The sequence below is a fragment of the Amycolatopsis sp. Hca4 genome (genome assembly GCF_013364075.1).
In the GTDB taxonomy this organism is placed as follows: Bacteria; Actinomycetota; Actinomycetes; order Mycobacteriales; family Pseudonocardiaceae; genus Amycolatopsis.
Genome location: NZ_CP054925.1, coordinates 3,906,949 through 3,930,198, shown reverse-complemented (window position 1 = coordinate 3,930,198; position 23,250 = coordinate 3,906,949). Strand labels below are relative to the sequence as shown.

The 23,250-nt window shown below is 70.8% G+C and carries 11 protein-coding genes and 1 pseudogene; 8 read left to right on the top strand and 4 right to left on the bottom strand.

What is annotated here, in order from left to right:
- Positions 1-192 precede the first annotated feature (192 nt).
- Positions 193-3,438: a tetratricopeptide repeat protein gene (locus HUT10_RS16930; protein WP_176172097.1), complete on the top strand. Its 3,246-nt coding sequence runs from the start codon at positions 193-195 to the stop codon at positions 3,436-3,438.
- 82 nt (positions 3,439-3,520) lie between these two features.
- Here HUT10_RS16930 and HUT10_RS16925 read toward each other — a convergent pair whose 3' ends face one another.
- The gene (locus tag HUT10_RS16925) at positions 3,521-4,303 is read right to left on the bottom strand and encodes a methyltransferase (protein ID WP_176172096.1); all 783 of its coding nucleotides are present in this window, start codon (positions 4,301-4,303) and stop codon (positions 3,521-3,523) included.
- A 28-nt stretch (positions 4,304-4,331) separates the two neighbouring features.
- On the opposite strand from HUT10_RS16925, the gene HUT10_RS16920 reads away from it, so the two are divergent.
- The 4 genes from HUT10_RS16920 to HUT10_RS16905 all read left to right on the top strand — a co-directional run bounded on the left by HUT10_RS16920 (position 4,332) and on the right by HUT10_RS16905 (position 9,130).
- Positions 4,332-5,780, top strand: a complete 1,449-nt coding sequence (locus tag HUT10_RS16920) for a PLP-dependent aminotransferase family protein (RefSeq protein ID WP_176172095.1) — start codon at positions 4,332-4,334, stop codon at positions 5,778-5,780.
- A 77-nt stretch (positions 5,781-5,857) separates the two neighbouring features.
- Complete coding sequence (locus HUT10_RS16915) at positions 5,858-6,304, top strand: hypothetical protein (protein ID WP_176172094.1); 447 nt, start codon at positions 5,858-5,860, stop codon at positions 6,302-6,304.
- A gap of 390 nt (positions 6,305-6,694) precedes the next feature.
- Entirely contained in the window at positions 6,695-8,464 is a 1,770-nt protein-coding gene (locus HUT10_RS16910) for an MFS transporter (RefSeq protein ID WP_176172093.1), read from the top strand.
- A gap of 60 nt (positions 8,465-8,524) precedes the next feature.
- On the top strand, positions 8,525-9,130 hold the full coding sequence (locus tag HUT10_RS16905) for a hypothetical protein (protein WP_176172092.1): 606 nt from the start codon (positions 8,525-8,527) through the stop codon (positions 9,128-9,130).
- Here the strand turns inward: HUT10_RS16905 and HUT10_RS52225 are convergent.
- Positions 9,066-10,151: pseudogene (locus HUT10_RS52225) on the bottom strand (acyltransferase family protein). The gene HUT10_RS16905 and the pseudogene HUT10_RS52225 overlap by 65 nt on opposite strands.
- Positions 10,152-10,596: 445 nt before the next feature.
- On the opposite strand from HUT10_RS52225, the gene HUT10_RS16895 reads away from it, so the two are divergent.
- The 3 genes from HUT10_RS16895 (at position 10,597) to HUT10_RS16885 (ending at position 22,303) form a co-directional block, all read left to right on the top strand.
- The gene (locus tag HUT10_RS16895) at positions 10,597-12,528 is read left to right on the top strand and encodes a tachylectin-related carbohydrate-binding protein (protein ID WP_176172091.1); all 1,932 of its coding nucleotides are present in this window, start codon (positions 10,597-10,599) and stop codon (positions 12,526-12,528) included.
- Positions 12,529-12,627: 99 nt separating this feature from the next.
- Complete coding sequence (locus HUT10_RS16890) at positions 12,628-21,849, top strand: DNRLRE domain-containing protein (protein ID WP_176172090.1); 9,222 nt, start codon at positions 12,628-12,630, stop codon at positions 21,847-21,849.
- A 10-nt stretch (positions 21,850-21,859) separates the two neighbouring features.
- Complete coding sequence (locus tag HUT10_RS16885; RefSeq protein WP_176172089.1) at positions 21,860-22,303, top strand: SUKH-3 domain-containing protein; 444 nt, start codon at positions 21,860-21,862, stop codon at positions 22,301-22,303.
- Position 22,304: 1 nt separating this feature from the next.
- On the opposite strand, the gene HUT10_RS16880 is transcribed toward HUT10_RS16885, so the two are convergent.
- Together HUT10_RS16880 and HUT10_RS16875 are read right to left on the bottom strand one after the other, a co-directional pair.
- Positions 22,305-22,964 (bottom strand): peptidylprolyl isomerase, encoded by a 660-nt coding sequence (locus tag HUT10_RS16880; RefSeq protein ID WP_176172088.1) that lies wholly within the window; start codon positions 22,962-22,964, stop codon positions 22,305-22,307.
- A gap of 25 nt (positions 22,965-22,989) precedes the next feature.
- On the bottom strand, positions 22,990-23,247 hold the full coding sequence (locus HUT10_RS16875) for a DUF2631 domain-containing protein (RefSeq protein ID WP_176172087.1): 258 nt from the start codon (positions 23,245-23,247) through the stop codon (positions 22,990-22,992).
- Between the last annotated feature and the right edge of the window lie 3 nt (positions 23,248-23,250).

Here is a 23,250-nt window from a genome sequence, read left to right as displayed (position 1 = left end):
CCTCGCCACCACCGGACGCGAAAAGCCTAGGAAAGCGCGGTGGACGAGCGCCTGTACCCGCGCCTGCCGCCGTCGTCACGGTCCGTACCTGCGGAAACGGTTATCTTCGCCGATCGGTGGTACATCTCGGGCGGCACGATCGTGATGCTGGAGAGGTACGTTCCGCTCGGGGGACGCAGGGAGAGGACGCCTGTGGACGAAGGCCTGTCGTTCGCCGGATGGCTGCGGGACCGGCGTGTGCTCGCCGGGCTCACCCAGGCCCAGCTCGCCGAGCGTGCGGGCCTGAGCCTGCGCGCGGTGCGCAACGCCGAACTCGGCAGCGTCCGGCGGCCCCGGCCGGAGACGGCCCGCAAGCTGCGGGAAGCCCTTGCCGAAGCCCCGCCGGAGCCCGTGCGGCTCGGCGTACTGGGCCCGCTGACGGTCACCCGCGGCACCGAACCGGTGGAGATCGGCGCCGAAAAGCAGCGCCTGCTGCTCGCGCTGCTGGCCCTGCAGCCGAACCGGACGGTCCGGCGCGAGGACCTCGTCGACGTCATCTGGGACGAGCCGCCGCCGACGTGCCAGGAGCTGCTCCACACCTATGTGGCGCGGCTGCGGCGGGCGCTGCGGCCGGCCGAGCTGATCGTCACGGACAAGGGCGGCTACCGGCTCGTCGCCGGCGAGGACGAGCTCGACCTGCTGCGCTTCGAGGCCCTCCTCGAACGGGACGCCCTCAAGGAGGCGCTCGGGCTCTGGCGCGGCCCGGCGCTCGCCGACGTCGAACGGCTGCGTCAGCACCCCGCCCGGCTCGCGCTGGCGATGCGGCGCGCCAAGGCCGTGCTGGCCTACGCCGGGGTCGCCGCTCCCGAAGACGCGGCGGTGCAGCTGCGGGTGCTGACCGCGGAGGAGCCGCTGAACGAGTCCGCGCACGCGAAGCTGGTGCTGGCGCTCGCCGCGTCCGGGCGCCAGGCCGCCGCGCTGGACGTCTTCGCCGAGGTGCGCCGGCGGCTCGCCGACGAGCTGGGCCTGGAACCGGGCCACGAGCTGCGGGCCGCCCACCAGCAGGTGCTGCGGCAGGACTTCGCCGTGCCGGAGCCGCCCGCCCGGGTGCCCGCGCAGCTGCCCGCCGACGTCCCCGGCTTCCGCGGCCGGGCCGCCCAGCTGGCCGAGCTGGACGCGCTGCTGCACCGCGACGAAGGCGACACCGGCGCGCGCATCGCCGTCCTCTCCGGCACCGGCGGGGTCGGCAAGACCGCGCTCGCGGTCCACTGGGCGCAGCGCTCGCCGGAGGAGTTCCCGGACGGCCAGCTCTACCTCGACCTGCACGGCTACGGCACGGTCCGGCCGGTGGACCCGGGCGACGCGCTGTCCGGGTTCCTGCGCGCCCTCGGCGTCGCCGGCGCGGACATCCCCGCCGAGCCGGACGAGCGCGCCGCGAAGTTCCGCACCGCGCTCACCGGGCGGCGGATGCTGCTGGTGCTCGACAACGCGAACTCGGTCGGGCAGGTCCGCCCGCTGCTGCCCGGCTCGCCGTCCTGCCTGGTCCTGGTGACCAGCCGGGACGCGCTGCCCGGGCTGATCGCCCGGCACGGCGCCCGCCGCGTGCTCGTCGACCTGCTCACCGAAGCCGAAGCCCGTGACCTGCTGCGGGCGCTGCTCGGCGCGCGCGTCGACGCCGAGCCCGAAGCCACCGCGGCGCTGATCGGGTACGCGGCCCGGCTGCCGCTGGCGCTGCGGCTGGTCGCGGAGCTGGCGCTGAGCCGGCCGGGGGAGCGGCTGGCCGCGCTCGCCGGCGAACTGGCCGACGAACGGCGGCGGCTCGACCTGCTCGACGGCGGCGGCGACCCGCTCACCGCGGTCCGCGCGGTGTTCTCCTGGTCCTACCGCAACCTGGCGCCCGACGCGGCCCGCGTGTTCCGGCTGTGCGGCCTGCACCCGGGCCGCGACCTGACGCCGCCCGCGCTGGCCGCGCTGGCCGGCGTCCCGCTGCCGGAGGCGGAACGGCTGGCCGGCACCCTGGTGCGCGCCCACCTCGTGCAGCAGACCGGCGACGACCGCGTCCAGCTGCACGACCTGCTGCGCGTCTACGCCGCCGAGCTCGCCGCCGGGGACGCCGTCGAAAGCCGTGAGGCGCAGCAGCGGCTGTTCGACTTCTACGTCTCTTCGGCCGGGCAGGCGATGGACGTCGTCCTGCCGCAGGAACGGCACCTGCGGCCGCGGGCGCCGGAGCCCGAGGTCAAGGTGCTCGACGCGCAGGCGTGGCTGGAGGCCGAGCGCCGCAACCTCCTGGCCGTCGCCGCGCACGCGACGCGCCACGGCTGGCCGGACCACCTGCGCCTGCTCTCCGGGATCCTGTGGCACTACCTCGACGTCGGCGGCTACCACGAGGAAGCGCTGGTGCTGCACACGCACGCGTCGGCGCTGGCCCACCACGTCGGCGACCGGGTGGCCGAGGCCGAGCCGCTCATCCTGATCGCGCTGGGCCACTGGCGGGTCGGCCGGTCTCCGGAAGCGCTGCGCTACCTGGAGGAGGCGCTCGTCCTGGCCCGGGAGACCGGGGACTGGCGCACCGAACTCCACTCGGTCAACACCCTCGGGCTGGTGTGCCGCGCGCTGGGCCGGTTCGCCGACGGGATCCGGTACTCGACCGAGGCCCTCGCGCTGGCCAGGAAGACCGGCGACCGTACCAGCGAAGGCCTGGTCCTGGTGGTGCTCGGCTGTTCCTGCCGCGGCATCGGCCGGTACGGCGAAGCAATCGGCCACCTCGAAGAGGCGCTCGCACTGGCCCGCGAGACCGCCGACCGCACGAGCGAGGGGTACGCGCTGGTCAACCTGGGCGACTCGCTGTCGGCGCTGGGCCGGCACGACGAAGCGGTCCAGGCCGTCGAGGAGGGGCTGGCGCACCTGCGCGCGATGGGGGTCCGGGTCAGCGAGGGGTACGCGCTGGGCATCCTCGGCGACGTCGAGCACGCGCGTGGCCGGTACGCCGAAGCCGCCGTCCACCTGGAGCGGGCGCTGGAGATCGCGCAGGAGACCGGAAGCCCGCCCAACCGCAGCATCTCGCTGAAGCACCTGGGTGACGTCCGGCTGGCGCAGGGGCGGCACGCGGAGGCGGCCCAGCACCTCGACGAAGCGCTGAGCCTGGCCCGCGAATGCGGTGACCGCGGCGTGGAATCCCGCGTGCTGAACAGCCTCGGCAGCCTGTCCGCCGCCCGCGGCGCCGCGTCGGAGGCGCTGCGGTACCACCGCGCAGCCTTGGCCGTGGCGAAGGAAACAGGCTGCCGTCCCGAACAGGGCCGGGCCCACTGCGGGCTCGGTGAGGTCCACAGTGGACTCGGTGAGCCGGAGGCCGCGCGCTCGCACTGGGAGCGCGCGCTTTCCTGCTACGCCGGGGAGTGCGTGCCCGGGGCGACCCGGGTGCGGAACCACCTGATGGCCTTGGAGCGCGTCTCGCGGTGATCGGGCTCGCGGGTGGCCAGGTCGTTGCGGAGCCGTTCGAGGTCGCGGTCGACGACGTCGCTGCTGCCCGCCGGCCGCGGCTTCACGGCCTGCTCCCGGTGGCCTTGAAGAACGTGTAGCAGAAGGAGCCGTCTTCGCGGGTGGTCCGGTGCAGGTCCGCGACCCCCTCGTCCCAGCGGTCCGGCGGGATCAGCCCGCGGGCGACGGCGGTCTCGCCGACGCCTTCGACCATCGCGGTGAAGGTGTCGCGGGTGAACCCTCTTACCAGGCCGGGCCGGGAGGCGTCGGCGTAGACGGTCCGCGGTTCGACGGCGACGTCACCGAACCCGGCGCCGGTCAGCAGCGGGTGGAGGCGGCGGCCGAGGAGCGCGTCGCCGCCGGCTTCGGCCTGCAGCCGGACCAGGCAGCCGATCGCGTCCTGGGCGGCCTCGCTGCGCGGGTGGAAGAACGCCGATCCGTGGTCGCCCTCGATGACGGTGATCGTGCCGCCCGGCCGCAGCAGCGTCTTCAGGTGCGCGAGGGCTTTGCCGGGGTCGGGGAGGTGCTCGAGGACGAAGCAGACGAAGACGTGGTCGTACTCGCCGTCGAGGTCGAACAGGTCGGCCCGCCGGAAGTCGACGCCGGGCACCTTCTGCCGCGCCTGGGCCAGCGACGCTCCTTCGATGTCGACGGCGGTCAGGTGGGCGCCCGGGCTGCGGGCGGCGAGGTGGACGGTCTGGGCGCCGACGCCGCAGCCGGCTTCGAGCACGCGGCTGCCGGCGGGGTAGGTGGTTCCGGCGTGCAGGAGCTCGGCGAGGGTGTCGGCCTGGTCGCCGAGGCGGCGGGCTTCGGGCTGGGTGTATCCGTGCACGTAAGCGGTGTCCATGAGCCCAGCGTGTTGCGACAATGGCCCGATGGACAGAGCCAAAACGTCGTCCGCCGAGGAGTCCATAGGCTCGGACTTCCTCCAGCTGGACATCCGGTCGGCACCGCCGGGCGGGCTCGCGGACTGGCTCGCCGGGCAGCTGCGCGCGGCGGTCGCGGACGGCCGCCTCCCGGTCGGCGGGCGGCTGCCGGCGTCGCGGGTGCTGGCGGCCGAACTGCGGGTGTCCCGGGGCGTGGTGACCGAGGCCTACCAGCGGCTGATCGACGACGGCCACGCCGCGGGCCGCGGCCGGGCGGGCACGGTCATCGTCGCCGCGCCGGTGCTGCCACCGTCCCCGTCGGCCGTCGTTTCGCCGGCGAAGGTGATCACGCCCCTGCCCGGGGCGGAGGTGTTCGACGCGGTCCGCGCGGCGCCGGCCCGGATCGACCTCACACCCGGCGTCCCGGACCTGACGGCGTTCCCGCGGGCGGCGTGGCTGCGCGCGGAGCGGGCGGTGCTGGACGAGCTGGAGCCGTCCCACTTCGGCTACGGCGACCCGCGCGGAGCGCCGTCGATGCGGTTGGCGGTGTCGCGCTGGCTGGCCCGCAACCGCGGGATCCGGGTCGACCCGGGCGAGATCATCGTGGTGGCCGGGGTGGCGCAGGCGCTGTCGTTGCTGGGGCAGGTGCTGCGGCAGCACGGCGTGCCCGCGGTGGCGGTCGAGGACCCGGGGTCGCTCGGGGCGCGCCAGCACCTGCAGCACTGCGGCTTGGCCACCCCGCCGGTCCCGGTCGACGACGACGGCGTGCAGGTCGCGGCCTTGGCGGCCCCGGCGGTGCTGCTGACCCCGGCCCACCAGTTCCCGACGGGGGTGGTCCTGGGCGGCTCGCGGCGCCGGGAGCTGCTGCGCTGGGCGTCGTCCGGCGGCATCGTGCTCGAGGACGATTACGACGCCGAGCACCGCTACGACCGGGCGCCGGTGCTTGCGCTGCGGTCGATGCTGCCGGAGGTGTGCTACACGGGCAGCGTGTCGAAGCTGCTGGCCCCGGCGTTGCGGGTGGGCTGGCTGCTGGCGCCGCCGAGGTTCTTCGGTGATCTCGTGGCGGCGAAGCGGTTCGCGGACCTGGGGAACGCGGTGCTGGCGCAGCTGGTCCTGGCGAGGCTGATGGAGACGGGCGAGCTGGAGCGGCAGCTGCGGGTGGTCCGTTCCCGCCACCGGCGTCGTCGCGACGCGATGATCCGGGCGTTGTCGGCCTCGCTGCCTTCGGCGGTGGTGCACGGGGCGGCCGCCGGGTTGCACCTGACGGTGACGTTCGACTTCGACGTGGACGACGTGGAGGTGGCTTCGGCCGCGTTGGGGGAGGGGGTGAAGGTCCAGCCGCTGTCGTGGCACCGGCAGCTCCCGGGACGGCCCGGGTTGGTGCTGGGGTACGCGGCGCGGACGGCGACGGAGATCGAGGAGGGCGTGGCCGTACTGGGGCGCCTCGTCGGGGCTTAGGCCGGTCGGGTGACGCAGCTCAACCCGCGGGCGTGGTGGGGCGTGGAGTCCTGCAACTGACGAAACGAGGAGTTCCGATGAAGTTTCTGCGCCGGGCCCTGGTCGCCCTGCTGGGTGTTGCCGCCGTCCTGACGGCCGCGCCGCCCGCCGGAGCGGCCACGAACCCGTACACCCCGACCGGAGTCTGCGGCGCCGGTTACCGGGTCATCTCCTCGCTGCCGGCCAAGACCGACGACAGACGCGAGTGGGGTGGGGTCTACCTGCTCTACAAGTCCGGGGGCTACAACTGCGTCGTCACCATCAAGTGGTCCTTCATCGGGGTCGCCACCGACACCTTCGCCGGGCTGTACCGGGACTCCGAGGACTCGAGCCAGAACCTTTACGACCGCGGGAACTTCAAGTACTACGCCGTCGTGCGGGAGTATGCGCCTCAGTGCATCAAGTACGCGGGCTGGGTCGGAGACAGGGCCGGGGACGGCGGCACGACCGCCGGCGCCGCCAGTGGCTGGGGCTGGTGCGACTGACGGGCCGGAAGCCCGGCTCCGCGGTGTGCACCAGCCGCGAGCCGGGCCCTGCGCCGAAGCAGTCCCCGCTGGCCGGCTTCTCGCCGGCGTCGACGACGAAACAGGCGTGATCGACCGGCCCCGAGCGTTGCCGAACAGCCCCCGGCCGTGAGGGGGACCCCCGATTTCAACGCTACCGGCAAGCACCGACAGTTCCCGGCCCACGCACCGGAGTTGTCCACAGCCAGGCCCTCCGGCTGCACCTTGTGCACAACCCGCTCAGTAAAGGGTCCTCAAAGGACAGTCAAGCGACTGTGATCATGCTCTCCCATGCATTTCGCCCTGTTGGTTGCCATACGCAAGCAACTTGCTTAGCCTAGCTAAGGGACTTGCGAGCAGAGAGGTTGCACAGTGGCGGAACGCCGGACGTATTCGATCGCGGAACTGGGGCCGCGGTACAAGTGGATCGCGCTGTCCAACACGACGCTGGGCATGCTGATCGCCACGATCAACTCGTCGATCGTGCTGATCGCGCTGCCCGACATCTTCAAGGGCATCGGCATCAACCCCCTGGAACCGGCCAACACGAGCTACCTGCTGTGGATGATCATGGGCTTCCTCGTGGTCACCGCCGTGCTTGTGGTGAGCTTCGGCAGGCTCGGCGACATGTACGGCCGCGCGAGGATGTACAACCTCGGCTTCGCCGTCTTCACCGTTTCCTCCATCATGCTGGCCGTCACCTGGTTCGACGGTGACGCGGCCGCGTTGTGGCTGATCGGCTGGCGGATCGTGCAGGGCGTGGGCGGTGCCTTCCTGATGGCGAACTCCTCGGCCATCCTCACCGACGCCTTCCCGGCCAACCAGCGCGGCCTGGCGCTCGGCATGAACGGCGTCGCGGCCATCGCCGGCTCGTTCCTCGGCCTGGTCGTCGGCGGCGTGCTCGCGCCGGTCGACTGGAACCTGATCTTCCTCGTCTCGGTCCCGTTCGGCGTGATCGGCACGGTCTGGGCGTACCTCAAGCTGCACGACACCGGCGTCCGCAAGCACGCGCGGATGGACTGGTGGGGCAACATCACCTTCGCCGTCGGCCTGATCGCGGTGCTGATCGGCATCACCTACGGCATCCAGCCGTACGGCTCGTCCCCGACCGGCTGGGGCAGCCCGTTCGTGCTCAGCTGCCTGATCGGCGGCCTCGCGGTGCTGGTGGCGTTCGTCGTCATCGAATCGAAGGTGGACAACCCGCTGTTCCGGCTGTCGCTGTTCCGGATCCGCTCGTTCACCTGGGGCAACGTCGCCAACCTGACGGCCTCCCTCGGCCGCGGCGGGCTGCAGTTCATCCTGATCATCTGGCTGCAGGGCATCTGGCTCCCGCAGCACGGCTACACGTTCGAGCAGACGCCGTTGTGGGCGGGCATCTACATGCTCCCGATGACGATCGGCTTCCTGCTGTCGGCGCCGGCTTCGGGCGTCCTGTCCGACCGCATCGGCAGCCGGTTCCTCGCCTCGGGCGGCCTGCTGATCACGGCGGTGACGTTCCTGCTGCTGATCCTGCTCCCGGTGAACTTCAACTACTGGGCGTTCGCGGCGATCCTGCTGGTCAACGGCATCGGCATGGGCATGTTCGCCTCCCCGAACCGCGCCGAGGTGATGAACAGCCTCCCGGCCGACGCCCGGGGTTCGGGCGCGGGCATGATGACGACGTTCCAGAACGCGGCGATGGTCCTGTCGATCGGCTTCTTCTTCAGCTTGATCATCGCAGGCCTGTCGTCGAGCCTGCCCTCGACGATGAGCCAGGGCCTGATCGAGCACGGCGTCCCGGCCTCTTCGGCGGCGCAGATCGCCAACCTCCCGGCGGTGGCGGTGCTGTTCGCGGCGTTCCTGGGCTACAACCCGATCCAGCAGCTCCTCGGTGGCCAGCTGTCGTCGCTGCCGCCGGACCAGGCGTCGTTCCTGACGGGCCGGAGCTTCTTCCCGAACCTGATCTCGGGCCCGTTCCAGTCGGGGTTGGCGGTGGCGTTCGGCTTCGCGATCGTGGTCTGCCTGATCGGCGCGGTGGCGTCACTGCTGACCAAGGACGCGCGGCCGAAGGACGGGGAGTCCGTCGGCGAGGAACTGGCCGCGGTGGCCGGGGAGTCGAGCGGCGGGCCGAGCGAATTGGTGTCGCCGTCGAGCGAACGCTGACGACGGGTTTGCGAGAAAGCCGGGTGCCGGGTGGCACCCGGCTTTTCCGTTGGGGGCACCATGACGACCGTCGAGCGCTTGGCGGAATTGCTGGCCGCGGCCGGCGCGGAGGCGTCTGCGCTGGCTCGCGAGGCGCTACCGTGGTCGCCCTTGGATGGGATCGTGCACGACGGCAAACTGGAGGCATCGGAGAAGGTCGTGCGGCTCCGGGAACTGCCGGACGTGGCGGCGGGCCTGGTAGCCGGTCTCGAACGCACCTTCGCGATGCGGCGCTGGGAGCACTTCTGCACGCACGCCGAACTGTTCCCGGCGTTCCCTTCTCCGGCCGCGGAACGACACCTGGCCAAGGCACGCGATCACCTGCTCTCGGACGAGCGACGGCCGAAGCGACCGGGCCGGCGGGGGGCGACCGGCTCGACGAGGCTGGGCTCCGAGGTGACGGAAATGGCAATTCCCGGCGAGCCGGCGATCCGGCTCGGACAGCGGCGGAGCTCTGTTCGCGCTAAGCGCGAGCGGACGCGGTGCCGACCGGATGGCTTGCGGAGCGCCCTGGACTTCGTGCGTGACGAGTTGCGTGCCGCCCTGACCGAACAGGGTGGCGTCAGGCCGCGGCGAGGGCAGGCTCGTCCGCAGCGGCGGCTTTCTTCGCCCGGCGACGCTCGATGATCCGGCGCCCGACGTCGATCATGGGAACCTCGACCCAGCGGTAGAGCAGGTCGGCGGCCAGCAACCCGGCGACCGTCACGGCGACCGCGGTGAGTGTGCGGTCCTGCGTGAACTGCGGGATGGCCCCCGCGACCACCACCGAGGCGATGTTCTGCATGAGGTAGAGCGAGTACGACCGTTCCCCGACGAACCGCATCGGCCGCCGCGAGAGCAGCCAAGCCAGCGGGCCGGTGCCGGAAACCAGGGAAGGCAGCAGCAGGGCGACGAGCAGGATGTATCCGGTGCCGGTGATCGAGCCGCCGTCGTCGTGCAGGAAGGCGGCGATCTCGGTGAACATGGTCTGTACCGCGACGAGCGCGGCGGCGACCACCAGGCCGGCGACCGGGTGGGTGAACACCCGGAGCGCGGCGAACCCCTTGCGGTGGTGCAGCACGATCGCCAGCGTGCAGCCGATGAGGATCGGCGAGTAGGCGCCCGCGTACTGCACGAACGGGATCAGGGCCAGCATCGTGAGGACGAGAGCGATCGAGAGGCTCAAGCGCTAGACGAAACCGAGCGCGCCGAAACCGAACGCGAGCAGCGGCCACACGAGGTAGAATTTCTGTTCGACGCCGAGGGTCCAAGCCTGGCCGACGAGCGGCATGGGGTGGTACTCGCCGAGGAAGACGACGTTCCACGGCAAGCTGTCGACGATGCCGCTCTGCCGCAGGCCCATGCCGCGGAAGTAGGCGAAGACGACGACCACGCCCATCACGACGTAGAAGACGGGAATGATGCGGAACGCACGGCGGATGTAGAACTCCGCCAGCGAGACGCGGCCGTTACGGGCTTCCTCGCGCAGCGCGAGCGTGGTGATGAGGTAGCCGGAGAGCACGAAGAACAGGTGCACCCCGATCCAGCCGTTGGCCCGCACCCAGTCGGGGCCGCCGAAGTGGTAGACGATCACGAGCACGGCGGCGATGGCTCGGACGCCGTCGAGGGCGGGGAATCGCCGAGTCGCCAGGTACTCGTCGTGCGTCATCATCACGCGACCCCCTCACGAACCCTGCGGCTGAACCCGGCCAATGTAATCGGCCGATCTCGGTATTAACTCGTTGGGGTGAGGTTGCGGACGGTGGTGACGAACCGTGCGTTCCCGGCGGAGCGGGGAGCTGGGAGTGGGCTGAACCGGTCCGGGCGGGCTGCCGGATCAAGAGCCACCCATCGTGAGAAGTAGGCCGAATGGCCCAATTGTAAAAGAAAAAGTAACGACCTGGTCAGTGGGTCGATGTGAAGATCGAACGGCTCGCGGGAGGGTGAGCTCGTCTTGGCGCGGCATGGAGGGTGCAGCGCTCGCTGAGGAATGCAGCCCGGTCTTCGTGACCGCTCGGATTCCAGCTGGCAACCGGAGGCCCGCCTTTCGACGCGGCGGACCTCGGTTCGTGCTGCCCACCACCGCTTTCACGTTCTTCGACGAGGGGAAATCCATGCCCAGAACGTCCGCTCGCAGACCCGCCGTGCTGGGCTGCGCTTTCACCGTCGCGCTCTGCGCGGTCGTGAGTGTGACCGGCGCGAACGTGGCGGCCGCGGCCGACACGATCACCTGCCGGGCCAGCGCGGGAGTGTTCTACACCCTCCCCGACACCCACCTGGACCTCGACCGCCACAACGAACCCGAGACCGGCGCCGCCTCCTGGACCGGACGGGCGACGATCGGCAACACGTGGAGCGGCAAGACGCTCGCCGGCCCGGACGGCCGGATGTACTCCATCCTCGACAACGGTGATGTCCTGCGTCAGCGACGGCTGGCCACGAGCTGGGAAAACGGCGGCGTCAGCCAGAAGATCGCCACCGGCTGGTTCGGCATGACCCAGCCGCAGAGCCGCAATCGCATCTCCGTCGACTCGACGGGCGACTTCTACTGGGCACACGACAACATCCTCGCCTGGGTGCGCTACGACGAGGCGACCAAGACCTGGACGGACCGCCTGCTCGACACCGGCTGGACCCTGACAAAGTACGACATGATCATCGGCGCGGGCGCCGGCGTGTTCTACGCCCGCACGCCCGCCGGGGAGCTCTACCGCTTCCAGTACGACCCGGCGAGCCAGCGGTGGGTCGAGTACGCGACGCGGGTCGGCGCCGGCTGGCAGATCTTCTCCCAGGTGGCCTCGGCCGGCGGTGACGTGCTCTACGCGCTGGACAAGAGCAATGGCCAGATCAGGTGGTACCGCTACCTGGGCGGCGGCAGCTGGACGGCCTTCAAGGTGGTCGGCACGATCGGCACGGACTACCAGCTGAGCGTCACCACGGACGACTGCAAATTGGTCGACCCCGGCCTGCCCTCACGCCCGGCCGTGCCGGCCTCCACCGACGCGCCGAGCGCCGTCGTCGAGGGCACCGGCGGTAAGCTGCAGCACTTCTACGTGGACGGCTTCGGCCGGCTCATCCACGGGCGGCAGCGCTCCACGGACATCACCGTGGTCGACTTCGCCGTCGTGCCCGGTTACCAGCAGTACGCGGGCACGCCGGGGGCGCTTCGGCTCAGCGATGACAGCCTGCTGGTGACGGCCCTCGGTCAGGACAGCGAGACCCGGCGGAGCACCCAGGCCCCGGCCACCGTCACCTGGACCACCGCGAGCGGTTTCGGCGGCTGGACGCCGGGAGCCGCCGTGCTCGTCCAGCGGTCCGGCGTCGGTGCCGCGTTCGCCGTCGACGCCTCGGGCCGGCTGCTGGTCCGCCCGCAGGACGCGGCGAGCAAGCAGTACCTGCCTTGGCGGGTCCTGCCGTCGTCGGGACTGACCGCGGATCTGACCGCCGTCGTCCAGTCGGACGGGATCGACGTCGTCAGCAGGACCACGGCCGGCACCTACGCCAAGGCGACCTACACCGACGGCACGCTGAGCGCCTGGATCCCGGTGCCGGGCACGGGGTGGACGGGCAAGCTCGCCGCCACCGCGAACCCCGACCAGAACCTCGAGGCCTTCGCCGTCCAGCCGGACGGTGTGGTGGTCAACCAGCGTGAGCAGGCGGCCGGCTTCACCGGGACGTGGAAGCCGCTCGCGGGAGTCACCGCGCAGGGCTCGCCGGCGGCCGCGGCCGACAGCGGCGGCGTGGTCCACGTGGCCGTGCGCGGCACCGACGGCTACGTCTACGTGACCGAGCAGAAGGCGCCGGGCAGCACCGGTTACCAGACCTGGCAGCGGCTGGTGGACTCCCGGACCGGGGCGGCGTACCAGTCCGCCACGGACCCCACCTTCACCGCTCTGTCGGCCGGCGGCGTGGTGGTGACCTTCCGCGACAGCGACGGGGTCACCTACGCCTACGGTTCGGGCGCTCCGGCCGCTGCAGCGCGCAGTGCGCTCGCACAGTCGTCGACCGCGTTCACCGGCGGACGGCTGCCCAAGCCGTCCTTCTGACGGTGTTCCCGGCGACGGACGAGCACCCCGGTGGTGCGGTGCTCGTCCGTCGCCGCGTCCTTCCCTGCTGTGGTTCGACCGATGAGGGCGGGTTCCCCCATGTTTTCTCCACGCCGCAAGTCCGGACTCCCGAGCCGGGTCACGTTGCTGGTGCTCGTCGTCGCACTGGCGGCGGGCGTCGCCGGGCCGTCGATCCCGGTGGGGCCGGGCGCCGACGCCGACCTGCTGCGGCAGGCGATTGCGCTCGCCCCACAGCAGCTGGCCGGCACTGCGGGGGAGCAGGCGGACGAGCCCGCCGGCCCGGCGAACGTGGCCGGACCGAAGTCACTGCAGTCGAAGTACCCGGCGGTCACCGCCGGTGAGGCGAAGGTCCGCGCGAACGCCGTCCAGGCCGGAACGCCACCCACCCACGTGACCGGGTTCGACGAGAAGACCAGCCGGGAACTCCCGGACCGCCGGACGGCCACCGACAAGACCTACGCCAACGCGGACGGCACCCTCACCACGGAGTTCGGCCAGGAGCCGATGAACTACCGGGCGTCGGACGGCAGCTACCAGCCGATCGACACGGCGATCGTTCCCGGAGCCCCGGGGACGGGGTGGACCAACACGGCCGACGCCGAGCGGCTCGCCTTCGCCCCGGCCGCCACCGCGGCCGAAATCGTCCGGGTCGGCTTGGACGGCGGCCACGAGTTCGGCTTCGGCGTGGACGGTGCCGCCCCGGCGGCGGGCACGGTGTCCGGCAGCCGGATCGTCTACCCCGGTGTCCGGACCGGGGCGGATCTGCGGCTCGACGTGGTGCCGGGCGGCGTCAAGGAGACGCTGGTCCTGAACTCGCCGCAGGCCGCCACGGTGTGGGACTTCCCGTTGCGGCTGAAGGGACTCCGGCCGTCCATCGTGGACGGTCGGGTCGTCCTCGCCGATCCGGAAGGGCGTGAGCGCGCCTGGATCCCGGCCGGGTTCATGACCGACTCCCGCCGCGATCCCGCCACCGGTGAGCCGGCTCGGTCCGAAGGCGTGACCTACCGGCTCCTGGAGAACGCCGGCACGTTCGCGCTTCGCGTCGAGCTGGACGCGAAGTGGCTGAACGATCCCGCGCGCGTCTACCCGGTCGAGGCCGACCCCAGCGTCGAGACGACCGCCTCGGACGGCGGCGCCGTCTTCCAGAACGGTTCCCGGCTGGACGGGTCGACCGAGCTGAAGATCGGGACGACCGGCGGGATCAAGGCCGCGAGCTACCTGTCCTTCGGCGGTGTCGAGAACCGGTTGCGCAACCACAAGATCCTCGGTGCCCAGCTGACACTGAAGAGCACCTGGTCGTGGTCCTGCCAGCCGCGACCGGTAACCGTGCACGGGGTCACGGCGCCGTGGAACACCGCGTCCGGCTTCCCCGGACCCGGCTACGGTCCCGCGCTCGCCCAGGAATCCTTCGCCCACGGGTACATCGGCCTCCAGCAGCACGCCTCGAGCTGTCCCTCCGCCACCGAACTGATCCCGCTCGGCACCGGCGGCCGTGACCTCGTCCAGCGCTGGGTGACGGGCGCGCAGCCGAACTACGGGTTGGCCGTCCGCGCTTCGGAGACCGATCCCTACGGCTGGAAGAAGTTCACCGGCAACCGGACGGCGAACCCGCCCCGCCTGTTCGTCACGCACAGCGCCTACGACGCCGAGTACCGCGTCGACCGCGGTGTCCCGGAGCCGCCGGTGACCCGGACGCAGGCCGGCAAGGTCAAGATCACCGTCACCAACCGCGGAGCCGACACGTGGACCGCGGCGGACTACGCGCTCGGGTACCGCGCCTTCACCGCCGCGGGTGCCCCGGTGGGTGCGGTGGAAGCCGCTTCGCTGCCCCGTGACGTCCCGCGTGGCGGCTCGGTGACGCTGGACGCCACCATCAAGGCCACCGAGCCGGGCACCTACCTCTTCGACTTCAGCATGCTGCGGCGCGGCGGTGCCTGGTTCACCGACGAGCAGATCCCGCCGACGCGCCTGTCGATGACCGTCTTCGACGTTCCCCCCATCGTCAAGGCGCAGTACCCGCCGAACGGCTTCTCCGCCCCCACGCTCACTCCGCAGCTCTGGGCCGACGCGGTGGACGTCGACGCGCCCGTTTCGTCGAACCTCAAGTACCGCTTCGAGGTCTGCGAGAACTACGTCGCCAAGCCGGACGGGACGTCGACCGGGGTGTCCTGTGTGGACTCCGGCTACGTGACGAAGCGGACTTGGACGGTTCCGGCCGGGGCCCTGCGCTGGAGCAAGGACTACCAGTGGCGTGTCTTCGCCTACGATGGGAACTCCGAGAGCGAAAAGCTCACCCCGAGCCACCTCCTGACCGCCGTTCCGCAGCCGGAGATCACCGCACACCTGGCCAACGCACCCTACAGCGGTGCACAGCGTGACTTCGATCCGCAGACCGGGAACTACTTCTCCAGCGCCGTCGACGCCGCGCTGCAGGTGACGGGGCCGGAGCTGACCGTCGCCCGCACCTACAACAGCCTCGATCCGCGCACGGACCTGACCTTCGGCGCGGGCTGGTCGACGCGCTACGACATGAAGGTCGTCCCCGACGACGACGGTTCGGGCAACGTCGTGGTGACCTACCCGGACGGGCAGCAGGTCCGGTTCGGCCGCAACGCCGACGGCACCTTCGCGCCACCGCCGGGCCGGCAGGCGAACTTCCGGATCGAGGTCGAAGCCGCCGGAGGCGGCTGGGTGCTCACGGACAAGGTGTCGACGCTCTACCGCTTCCGGCCCGACGGGCGGCTCATCGACATCTACGACCAGGCCGGCCACCACGTCGAACTCGACTACGGCACCCCGGAGCACCTCCGGCGGGCGATCAGCCGGACCAGCGACCGGATCCTCTACTTCAAGTGGACCGGCAACCACGTCACCTCGGTGAGCACCGACCCGATCGACGGCAAGCAGCTCACCTGGACCTACACCTACGACGGCGACCGGCTGACGAAGGTCTGTGACCCCGACGGTGGGTGCACCGGCTACGACTACACCCCGGCATCGCACTACCGCAGCTCGGTCGTCGACGCCCGCCCGTCGTCCTTCTGGCGGTTCGGGGAGACGGCGGGCACGTCCGCCGCCAGCGAGAACGGGCTCAAGCTGGGCAAGGACGCCGGTACCTACAAGGACGTCACGCTCGGGCAGCCGGGGCCGCTGGCCGGAACCGGGGCCGCGGCGACGTTCAACGGCACGTCGTCGGTGGTGACGTTGCCCGACGGCCTGGTGCGCAAGAACCGCGACCTCGCCGTCGAAATGTGGTTCCGGACCACGGCGGGCGGCCCGCTCTTCGGCTACCAGAAGGCACCGATCAGCGGCACGCCCACCGGCGCGGTGCCGGTGCTGTACGTCGGCACGGACGGAAAGCTGCGCGGCCAGTTCTGGAACGGCACGGCGGCGCCGATCACCTCGGCGGCGACGGTCAACGACAACGCCTGGCACCACGTCGTGCTCTCCGGCGCGCTCGCCACCCAGACCCTCTACCTCGACGGGCAGTCGGTCGGCAGCGTCTCGGGCGAAATCGCGCACGACGACGTCGTGTACAACCAGATCGGGGCCGCGTACACCGTGCCGCCCTCGGCGTGGCCGGGCTGGGGAACGGACGCGCGCCGCTTCTTCTCCGGGCAGATCGCCGAGGCGGCGTTCTACGAGTACGCCGTCGGACCGACGACGGCCTCCGCGCACTTCCGGGCTCGGGCGGCGGCGAGTTTGCTGGCGAAGATCACCCTGCCCAGCGGCCGGGTGGCCGCCCAGCTGAGCTACGAGACCACGGCGGACCGCCTCACCGAGGTCGTCGACCGCAACGGCGGGCACTGGCGCCTCGGCCGTCCGGTGGTGACCGGCACCGAGAACAACCTCGTCCGCACGACGCAGGTCACGGATCCTGGGAACCGCCAGCACTTCTACGACTACGACCCGGTGCGCGGCCGGATCCTGCGCTACATCGCGCCACTGGGTCAAGGCATCCGGCCGGAGGACCGGCGTGACGGCGACGGCAACCCGATGCCTCCGGACAACGCCACCTGCGATCCCTCCGCGCCGCGGGATCCGGCCGATCCGTCGTACTGCGGCGGTCCGGTCGGCGGCGACGGAACCTGGGTGGGCGGCCCGGTCAACGGCCAGGGCGTCCGGACCTACGACTACGACGACAAGGGGTTCCAGACCACCATCGGCGACGAGCTCGGCAACGTCGTGGTCCTGACCAACGACGAGCGGGGCAATGTCCTGGCCCGCAAGACGTGCCGCGTCGCACCGGGCGACTGCCAGACGTCGTACTCCAGCTACTACCTCAACTCCGCGGACATCACGGACGCGCGCAACGACAAGCTCCTGTCCTCCCGCGACGCCCGTTCGGCCAACGCGGACGACCCGACGTACGCGACGACGTACACCTACACGGACCTCGGTGTCCGCGGCCTGCTGGCGACCGAAACGACCCCTGACGGCGCGGTCACCCGCCACCAGCACGCGGACGGAACCGAAGCGGCGGTGAGCGGCGGCAACGTGCCCGCGGGCCTGCTCCTGCAGACCACCGACCCCCGCAACGGTGTCACGAGCTACTCCTACTACCGCAACGGCGACCTGGCGAAGGTCGTCGACCCGGCGGGCCTGATCACGACGTACACGTACGACATCTTCGGCCGCAAGAAGACGGAGAAGCGCAGCAGCCCGTCCGACCCGACCGGGGCGACGACCACCTACGCCTACGACGCCCGATCGCACCAGACCGTCGCAACCGGTCCCGGCGTGGTCAACGCGATCACCGGCGTCACCCATACCGCGCAGACGCTGACCGGGTACGACGCCGACGGCAATGTCATCCGGACCGAGAACCGGGACCTGACCGGCGGCGACGCCGCACGGGTCACGACGACCGACTACGACGACTTCGGCAGACCGAGCCGGGTCGTCGACCCGGAAGGCGCGGTCACGTCCTCCGGCTACGACTCCTTCGGCAACCGCGTCTGGACGGTCGACGCCGGCGGCAACAAGTACGAGTACGGCTACACCGCGCGCAACGCACTCGCCGAAGTGCGGCTGCGGGCCTGGCACGGCCAGGCCACCGATCCGGCGAGCGGGGGCGGCGACACCGACGGCGGCGGCGATACGACGTCGGCCCCCACCCTGGTGCTCGCGTCCTACGCCTACGACCTCGCGGGCCGTCGGGTGCGGGAAACCGACTCCATGGGCCGCACCACCCGTTACCAGTACTTCGGTGACGGCAAGGTCTGGAAGGTCATCGCCTACGACGTCCGCGACCCGTTCAACCCGGCGGCGCCCAAGCGGAACATCACGCTGCAGGAGTACGCGTACGACGCGGCGGGACAGAAGAGCAGGCTGACCGAGCCCGGTGGCCGCGTCACGACGTTCGAGTACGACGCTTCCGGCCGTGGAACCGCGGAAACCGTCGATCCCGGCGGTCTGGCGAACCGAACGGAATGGACGTACGGCCCGGGCGGCGACGTCGCCCGCACTGTCCACACGGGACAAAGCTCGAACAGCACGCGGCTCGACCTCGGCAATCGCGAGGTCGTCGAGTACGGCTACGACACCGCCGGCCGCCAGACGAGCAAGTCCGTTGTCAAGAGCGCGACCGAGAAGCTGACCACGACCTACCGGTACGAGGAGCGTGGGCTGGTCACCGCTATCACGTCACCACGCGGCAATGTCCGCAACGCGGACCCGGTCGCGTTCACGACGGACCTGGCCTACGACCGGCTGGGACAGCTCGTCCGGACCACCCAGCCGCTCGTCTCCGCCGAGTCCGGCGGCGCCGCGGCGGCACCGGTGCGCCCGGAGGTCGTCACCGGTTACGACTCCTTCGGTGAACAGACGGAGACCCGCGACCCGAACGGCAATCTCGGGACGGTGACCTACGATCGGGCCGGCCGGGTCGTGAAGGTGGCGTCCCCGGACTACCGGAAGCCGGGGGAGACCGCCGCGGCGAAGGTCGCGACGACGAAGCAGTACGACCTGCTCGGCAACCTGCTGAGCGTGACGGGTCCGGACGGCGTCATCACCCGGTACCGGTACGACCAGCTGAACCACCCCGTGGAGCGGACCGACCCGAACCCGGAAGCCGGCGACCAGCCCGGTGGGGTGTGGCAGTACGGCTACACGACCGAAGGCGAGCTGCGCTCGACCATGGACCCGACGGGTTCGCGGGTGGAAGCGACCTACGACGATCTGGGCCGGCAGGTCACCGCGACCCGGCTCGAGCGACGGCCTGTCCCGGCGGCCTACACCACCAAGCTCCGGTACGACGACGCCGGGAACCTTCTGTCCTCGACGGCGCCGACGGGTGAGCTGACGAAGCACGAGTACGACGTACTCGGGCAGCGTATCGACACCAAGGACCCGGCGGGCGTGGTCTCGCAGTTCGGCTACGACTTCGCCGGACGCCAGGTGCGGCAGTCCGACGGCCACGGCCGGACGGGGTACGTGAGCTACGACCCGGCTGGCCGGGCGACCGGCTACTACAGCCTCGATCCCGGCGAGCACGTGCTTCGCAAGAGCGCCGCCGGGTACGACGCGGACGGCAACACGATCTCCGCGACCGACGCGCTGGGCCGCACCACCCGGTTCGACCACGACTTCCGGGGGCTCCTGCTCCAGCAGCAGGAGCCGGTTTCGGACACGTCTTCGATCACGACGTCGTTCGGCTACGACGCGGCCGGCAACCGGACGAGGTCGACCGACGGCCGCGGCAACAGCACGATCGAGACGTACAACGTCCTGGGCCTGCCCGAATCGGTGATCGAACCGGCGACGGCGGCTCACCCGGCGGCGGCGGACCGCACCTGGACGACGTCGTACGACCTCGCCGGCCGGCCGGCGCGCGTGCAGGCACCCGGCGGCGTGGTCCGCGAGCGGACGTTCGACGCGCTCGGCCGCCTGGCTCTCGAGAAGGGCATTGGCGCCGCGCAGCCGACACCGGATCGGGTCCAGCGGTTCGACCTGGCCGGACGGCTGCTGGCGGTGAGCGCACCGAGCGGCGAGAAGACGTTCACCTACGACGACCGCGGTGACCTGCTGACCAGTACCGGGCCGCTCTCGGGGACGGCGACCTACTCCTACGACGGTTCCGGACGGCTCACCGGGCGCGTCGACGGTTCGGGCACTGCGGTCTTCGGCTACGACAAGGGACGTCTGTCGACGCAGAAGGACGGCTTGACAGGAGTCGAACAGAAGCTCGGCTACGACGACGCGGGCAACCTCGGCTCGATCGACTACGGCGGCGGCCGCGTCCGCACGTACGGGTACGACGACTTCGGCCGTCAGAAGAGCGACGGGCTCAAGGGTGCCGACGGTGTTGCGCTGGCCACGCTCGATTACGACTACGACCTGGCCGACCGGCTGACGGTCAAGAAGACGACGGGACTGGCGGGAGCCGGGGACAACACGTACGGCTACGACTACGCCGGCCGCCTGAAGACCTGGACCGTCGGGGGCAAGACGACCGAGTACGGCTGGGACGCGTCGGGCAACCGGACGCAGGCAGGCGACCGGACGGCCACGTTCGACGAGCGGAACCGCCAGTCGACCGACGGCGCCGACACGCTGACGTGGAGCGCACGAGGCACGCTGGACGCGCGCACGGGCCCGGCCGGAACGGTGACATCGGAGTTCGACGCCTTCGACCGGGCGGTGAAGCAGGGCGGGATCACCTACGCCTACGACGGCCTGGACCGGGCGTCGTCGCGAAACGACCAGCAGTTCACCTACGACGGCACCAGCCTGGACCTGACCTCGGACGGCACGTCGACGTTCGCCAGGGGCGTGCAGGGCGACCTGCAGGCTCAGGGCGCGGGTGGGGGCGGCCAGATCGCGCTCAGCGACCAGCACACCGACGTCATCGGCGGTCTCTCTGCGAGTGGTGCGCTCACGGGCTCCGCGAGTTTCGACCCGTTCGGGGTGAGGACGGCCCAGTCGGGGACGACGTCGTCGCTGGGCTTCCAGTCGGACTTCACGGACCCGTCGACCGGTCAGGTCGACATGGGAGCTCGCTGGTACTCACCAGGCGCGGGCACGTTCAGCGCCCGGGACGACGCGTCGCTGCCGGGTCTTCCGTCCGTTGCTGCGAACCGCTTCACCTACGGGAACGCGAGTCCGCTCAACGGGATCGACCGGGACGGCCATTCGACCGGCACGGTCGTGGCTCCTCCGGGCGACAAGGTCGTGAAGAAGGGCATCGAGAGGGTCATCGGCAAGATCGGTGGCAAGATCCTGGGGCCGCTCGGGAACATCTACAGCTTCTTCTGGGACGCGGACCCGGCCGGCGAGTCGTGTGCGATCAGTGATGCGCGCGGCAACCCCTGCCCGGGAATGACGCCCATCAAGTGGAACGAGTACTGCCGGACCCACTCCTCGGCTTGCCACCCCGGCCCTTACTGGGTGGACTTCTCGAGCGACCGCAGGTGGAACCCGTCCTGGCGCCCGGAAGCTGGGCGGCAACCCGGGAACCCGCCCGGGCCGAGCGGCTGCTGGGCCTGCCCTCCGCCGCCGCGGGGAGGGTGCTGGTGCCCGCCGCCGCCTCCGCCCCCGCCGCCGGGCATCCAGGCGCGGATCGACCAGAACGAGAAGGCCCGCAAGGTCGCCGACCCGATCCCGGACGGCGCCAAGAGCCCGTACTACGAGGGCGGCGGGGTCTCGTCCAATCCCGACCTGCCGGCGAGCACGGTCGCAAGCCTGCTCGGCGGCCTGCAGGACCTGCTGAACATCTACGGCGGGTTCCTCAAGCAGATCCTGGACCCGCAGAACCCGGTCGTCCACGACGTGGACCCGCCGATCCCGTCCCCGCTGCTTCCGGCCCAGGCGTCGGCCTGGTACAACTGCGGTGGTGGTGTCGTCCGGGACGACTTCAACGGCGGTACCACGACAACCAGGATATTCTGCGACGACGAACTGTTCCGCGAGGTTCGCAATCTGGCCGACAGGTCTTCGTCGCTCTCGGGAAAGCGCAGGCCCGCTGTGGCGGAGGGCCTGCTCCTGGCTGACGGAACGATCATCACGTACACCAGCGTGCGCGGAGCGCCCCCGCAGCTGGCTCGTAACGTCCAGGGGCTCTTGGACGACCTGCCGAACACTGAGGAGATGCGTGGCTTCGGGCACGGAAAGTGTGGTCTGCCACAGTGCATAAGCGAGGCGCTGGCTCGCAACCTCAACCCGTTCAACGCGAAAGCCGCCGCGGGGCTCATTCGCGGATCGATCGATGACGAGGACCACGGACTGGGCATCGGTCCGTGCAAGAGCTGTCAAGAACTGGTCGCGGCCTATCGCATCCAGTTTTGGACCGGTGATCGGTAGGGTGGTTGACGTGCCCAGGTTTTCAGAGCGGGCCGAGCGGGAGTTGCGGGCGGCAGGCTGGTTTCCGGAACGGAACGTCGACATCGAACTCTGGCGTGGCCGGCTGGAAGCGGACGGGCTGGTCAGAATGCATCCGGCCGCCGAGCGGTTCCTGACGGAGTTCGGTGGTTTGACCGTCGATGCCGACGGCCCGGGTGTTTCGCGTGCCAGGGAGCCGTTCGAGCTGGATCCGCTGCGGGGGATCAGTGAACTCGATCGATTCGCGGAGTGGGGAGAAGAACTCGGGATGTCATTGTTCCCGGTCGGCTTGCTGGATCGTGGCCGGTTCCTGCTGGGCATCTCGGAGACGAGCGAAATCTTCCTCGTGGAAACCTGGGTGGCGACCTTCGGCGTCGGAGACGCGGGACTGGAGCACCTGGTCCTGGGCGTGATGCCGAAGACCGTTGCGGAGTGAGCTACCAGCCGACCGTGGCGCGCTGGATCTTCACCGGCTTGGCCGGAGCACCATCCAGCGGCCCATCCGGATCGGTCGGGATGATCCCGTCCGCCACCATCCGGTCAATGGCCGACATCCCCCGAACCACCCGCCCCATCACCGAGTAGTTCGCCGGGATGTTCGCGAACGAGTGCACGATGAAGAACTCCGACCCGTTCGTCCCCGGTCCCTGGTTCCCCATCGCGATCGTCCCGCGCGGGTACGTCTCGGCGCCCGAGACCTCGTCCGGGAACTTGTACCCCGGCCCGCCCTTCTCCACTTCGTAGATGTCCCCGCACTGGAGCACGCCGAGCCGAGCCGAGTTGGAAAGCCTCCAGCACTGCGACCGGTCGTAGAACCGCTGCAGCACCAGCGACACCATGTTGTGCACCGCGCAGGGCGCCGCCCCGCCGCGGTCCAGGCGCACCGTCACCGGCCCGTAGTTGAAGCGGAACGTCACGTCCACCGTCCCGCGCGTCAAAGCCACAGGCAAAGGACGCGCCACCGGACGGGCCGCCGGGTTGTCCGGGGTGGGTGTGAACTCGCACCGGACCAACGGCACCGAAGCGGATGCCGGCGCAGGAGCCACCACCAGGGCACCCAGCACGGACAGAACGGCAAGTCCCCAGCGCAGCTTCATGCCGGGGACGTTAGCGAAAAACCGACTACTTGCGCCAGGCCGTGCGCTGCTTGCGGATGTCCAGCACCAGCAGCAGCACGAGGAACAGCGACAGGCCCACCAGCCACACGTTCTCGGTGTTGTTCTCGTGGTTGCCCTTGATCATCACCAGCAGGATGATCGCGCTGACCCAGCCGGCGATGCGGGTGGCCTTCGGGAACGAGCCGTGCCAGCCCCAGGCCGCGGACGGCTCGTCGCGCGGGTCGACCTCGGGCCGCCTCTTCTCGACCGCCTTGCCTGCCACGAT

Bases quoted from the DNA above. Each gene is read 5' to 3' on its own strand.
- HUT10_RS16925 (WP_176172096.1), bottom strand. From the start codon at position 4,303: ATGGACACCGCTTACGTGCACGGATACACCCAGCCCGAAGCCCGCCGC.
- HUT10_RS16920 (WP_176172095.1), top strand. From the start codon at position 4,332: ATGGACAGAGCCAAAACGTCGTCCGCCGAGGAGTCCATAGGCTCGGAC.
- HUT10_RS16915 (WP_176172094.1), top strand. From the start codon at position 5,858: ATGAAGTTTCTGCGCCGGGCCCTGGTCGCCCTGCTGGGTGTTGCCGCC.
- HUT10_RS16905 (WP_176172092.1), top strand. From the start codon at position 8,525: ATGACGACCGTCGAGCGCTTGGCGGAATTGCTGGCCGCGGCCGGCGCG.
- HUT10_RS16895 (WP_176172091.1), top strand. From the start codon at position 10,597: ATGCCCAGAACGTCCGCTCGCAGACCCGCCGTGCTGGGCTGCGCTTTC.
- HUT10_RS16890 (WP_176172090.1), top strand. From the start codon at position 12,628: ATGTTTTCTCCACGCCGCAAGTCCGGACTCCCGAGCCGGGTCACGTTG.
- HUT10_RS16880 (WP_176172088.1), bottom strand. From the start codon at position 22,964: ATGAAGCTGCGCTGGGGACTTGCCGTTCTGTCCGTGCTGGGTGCCCTG.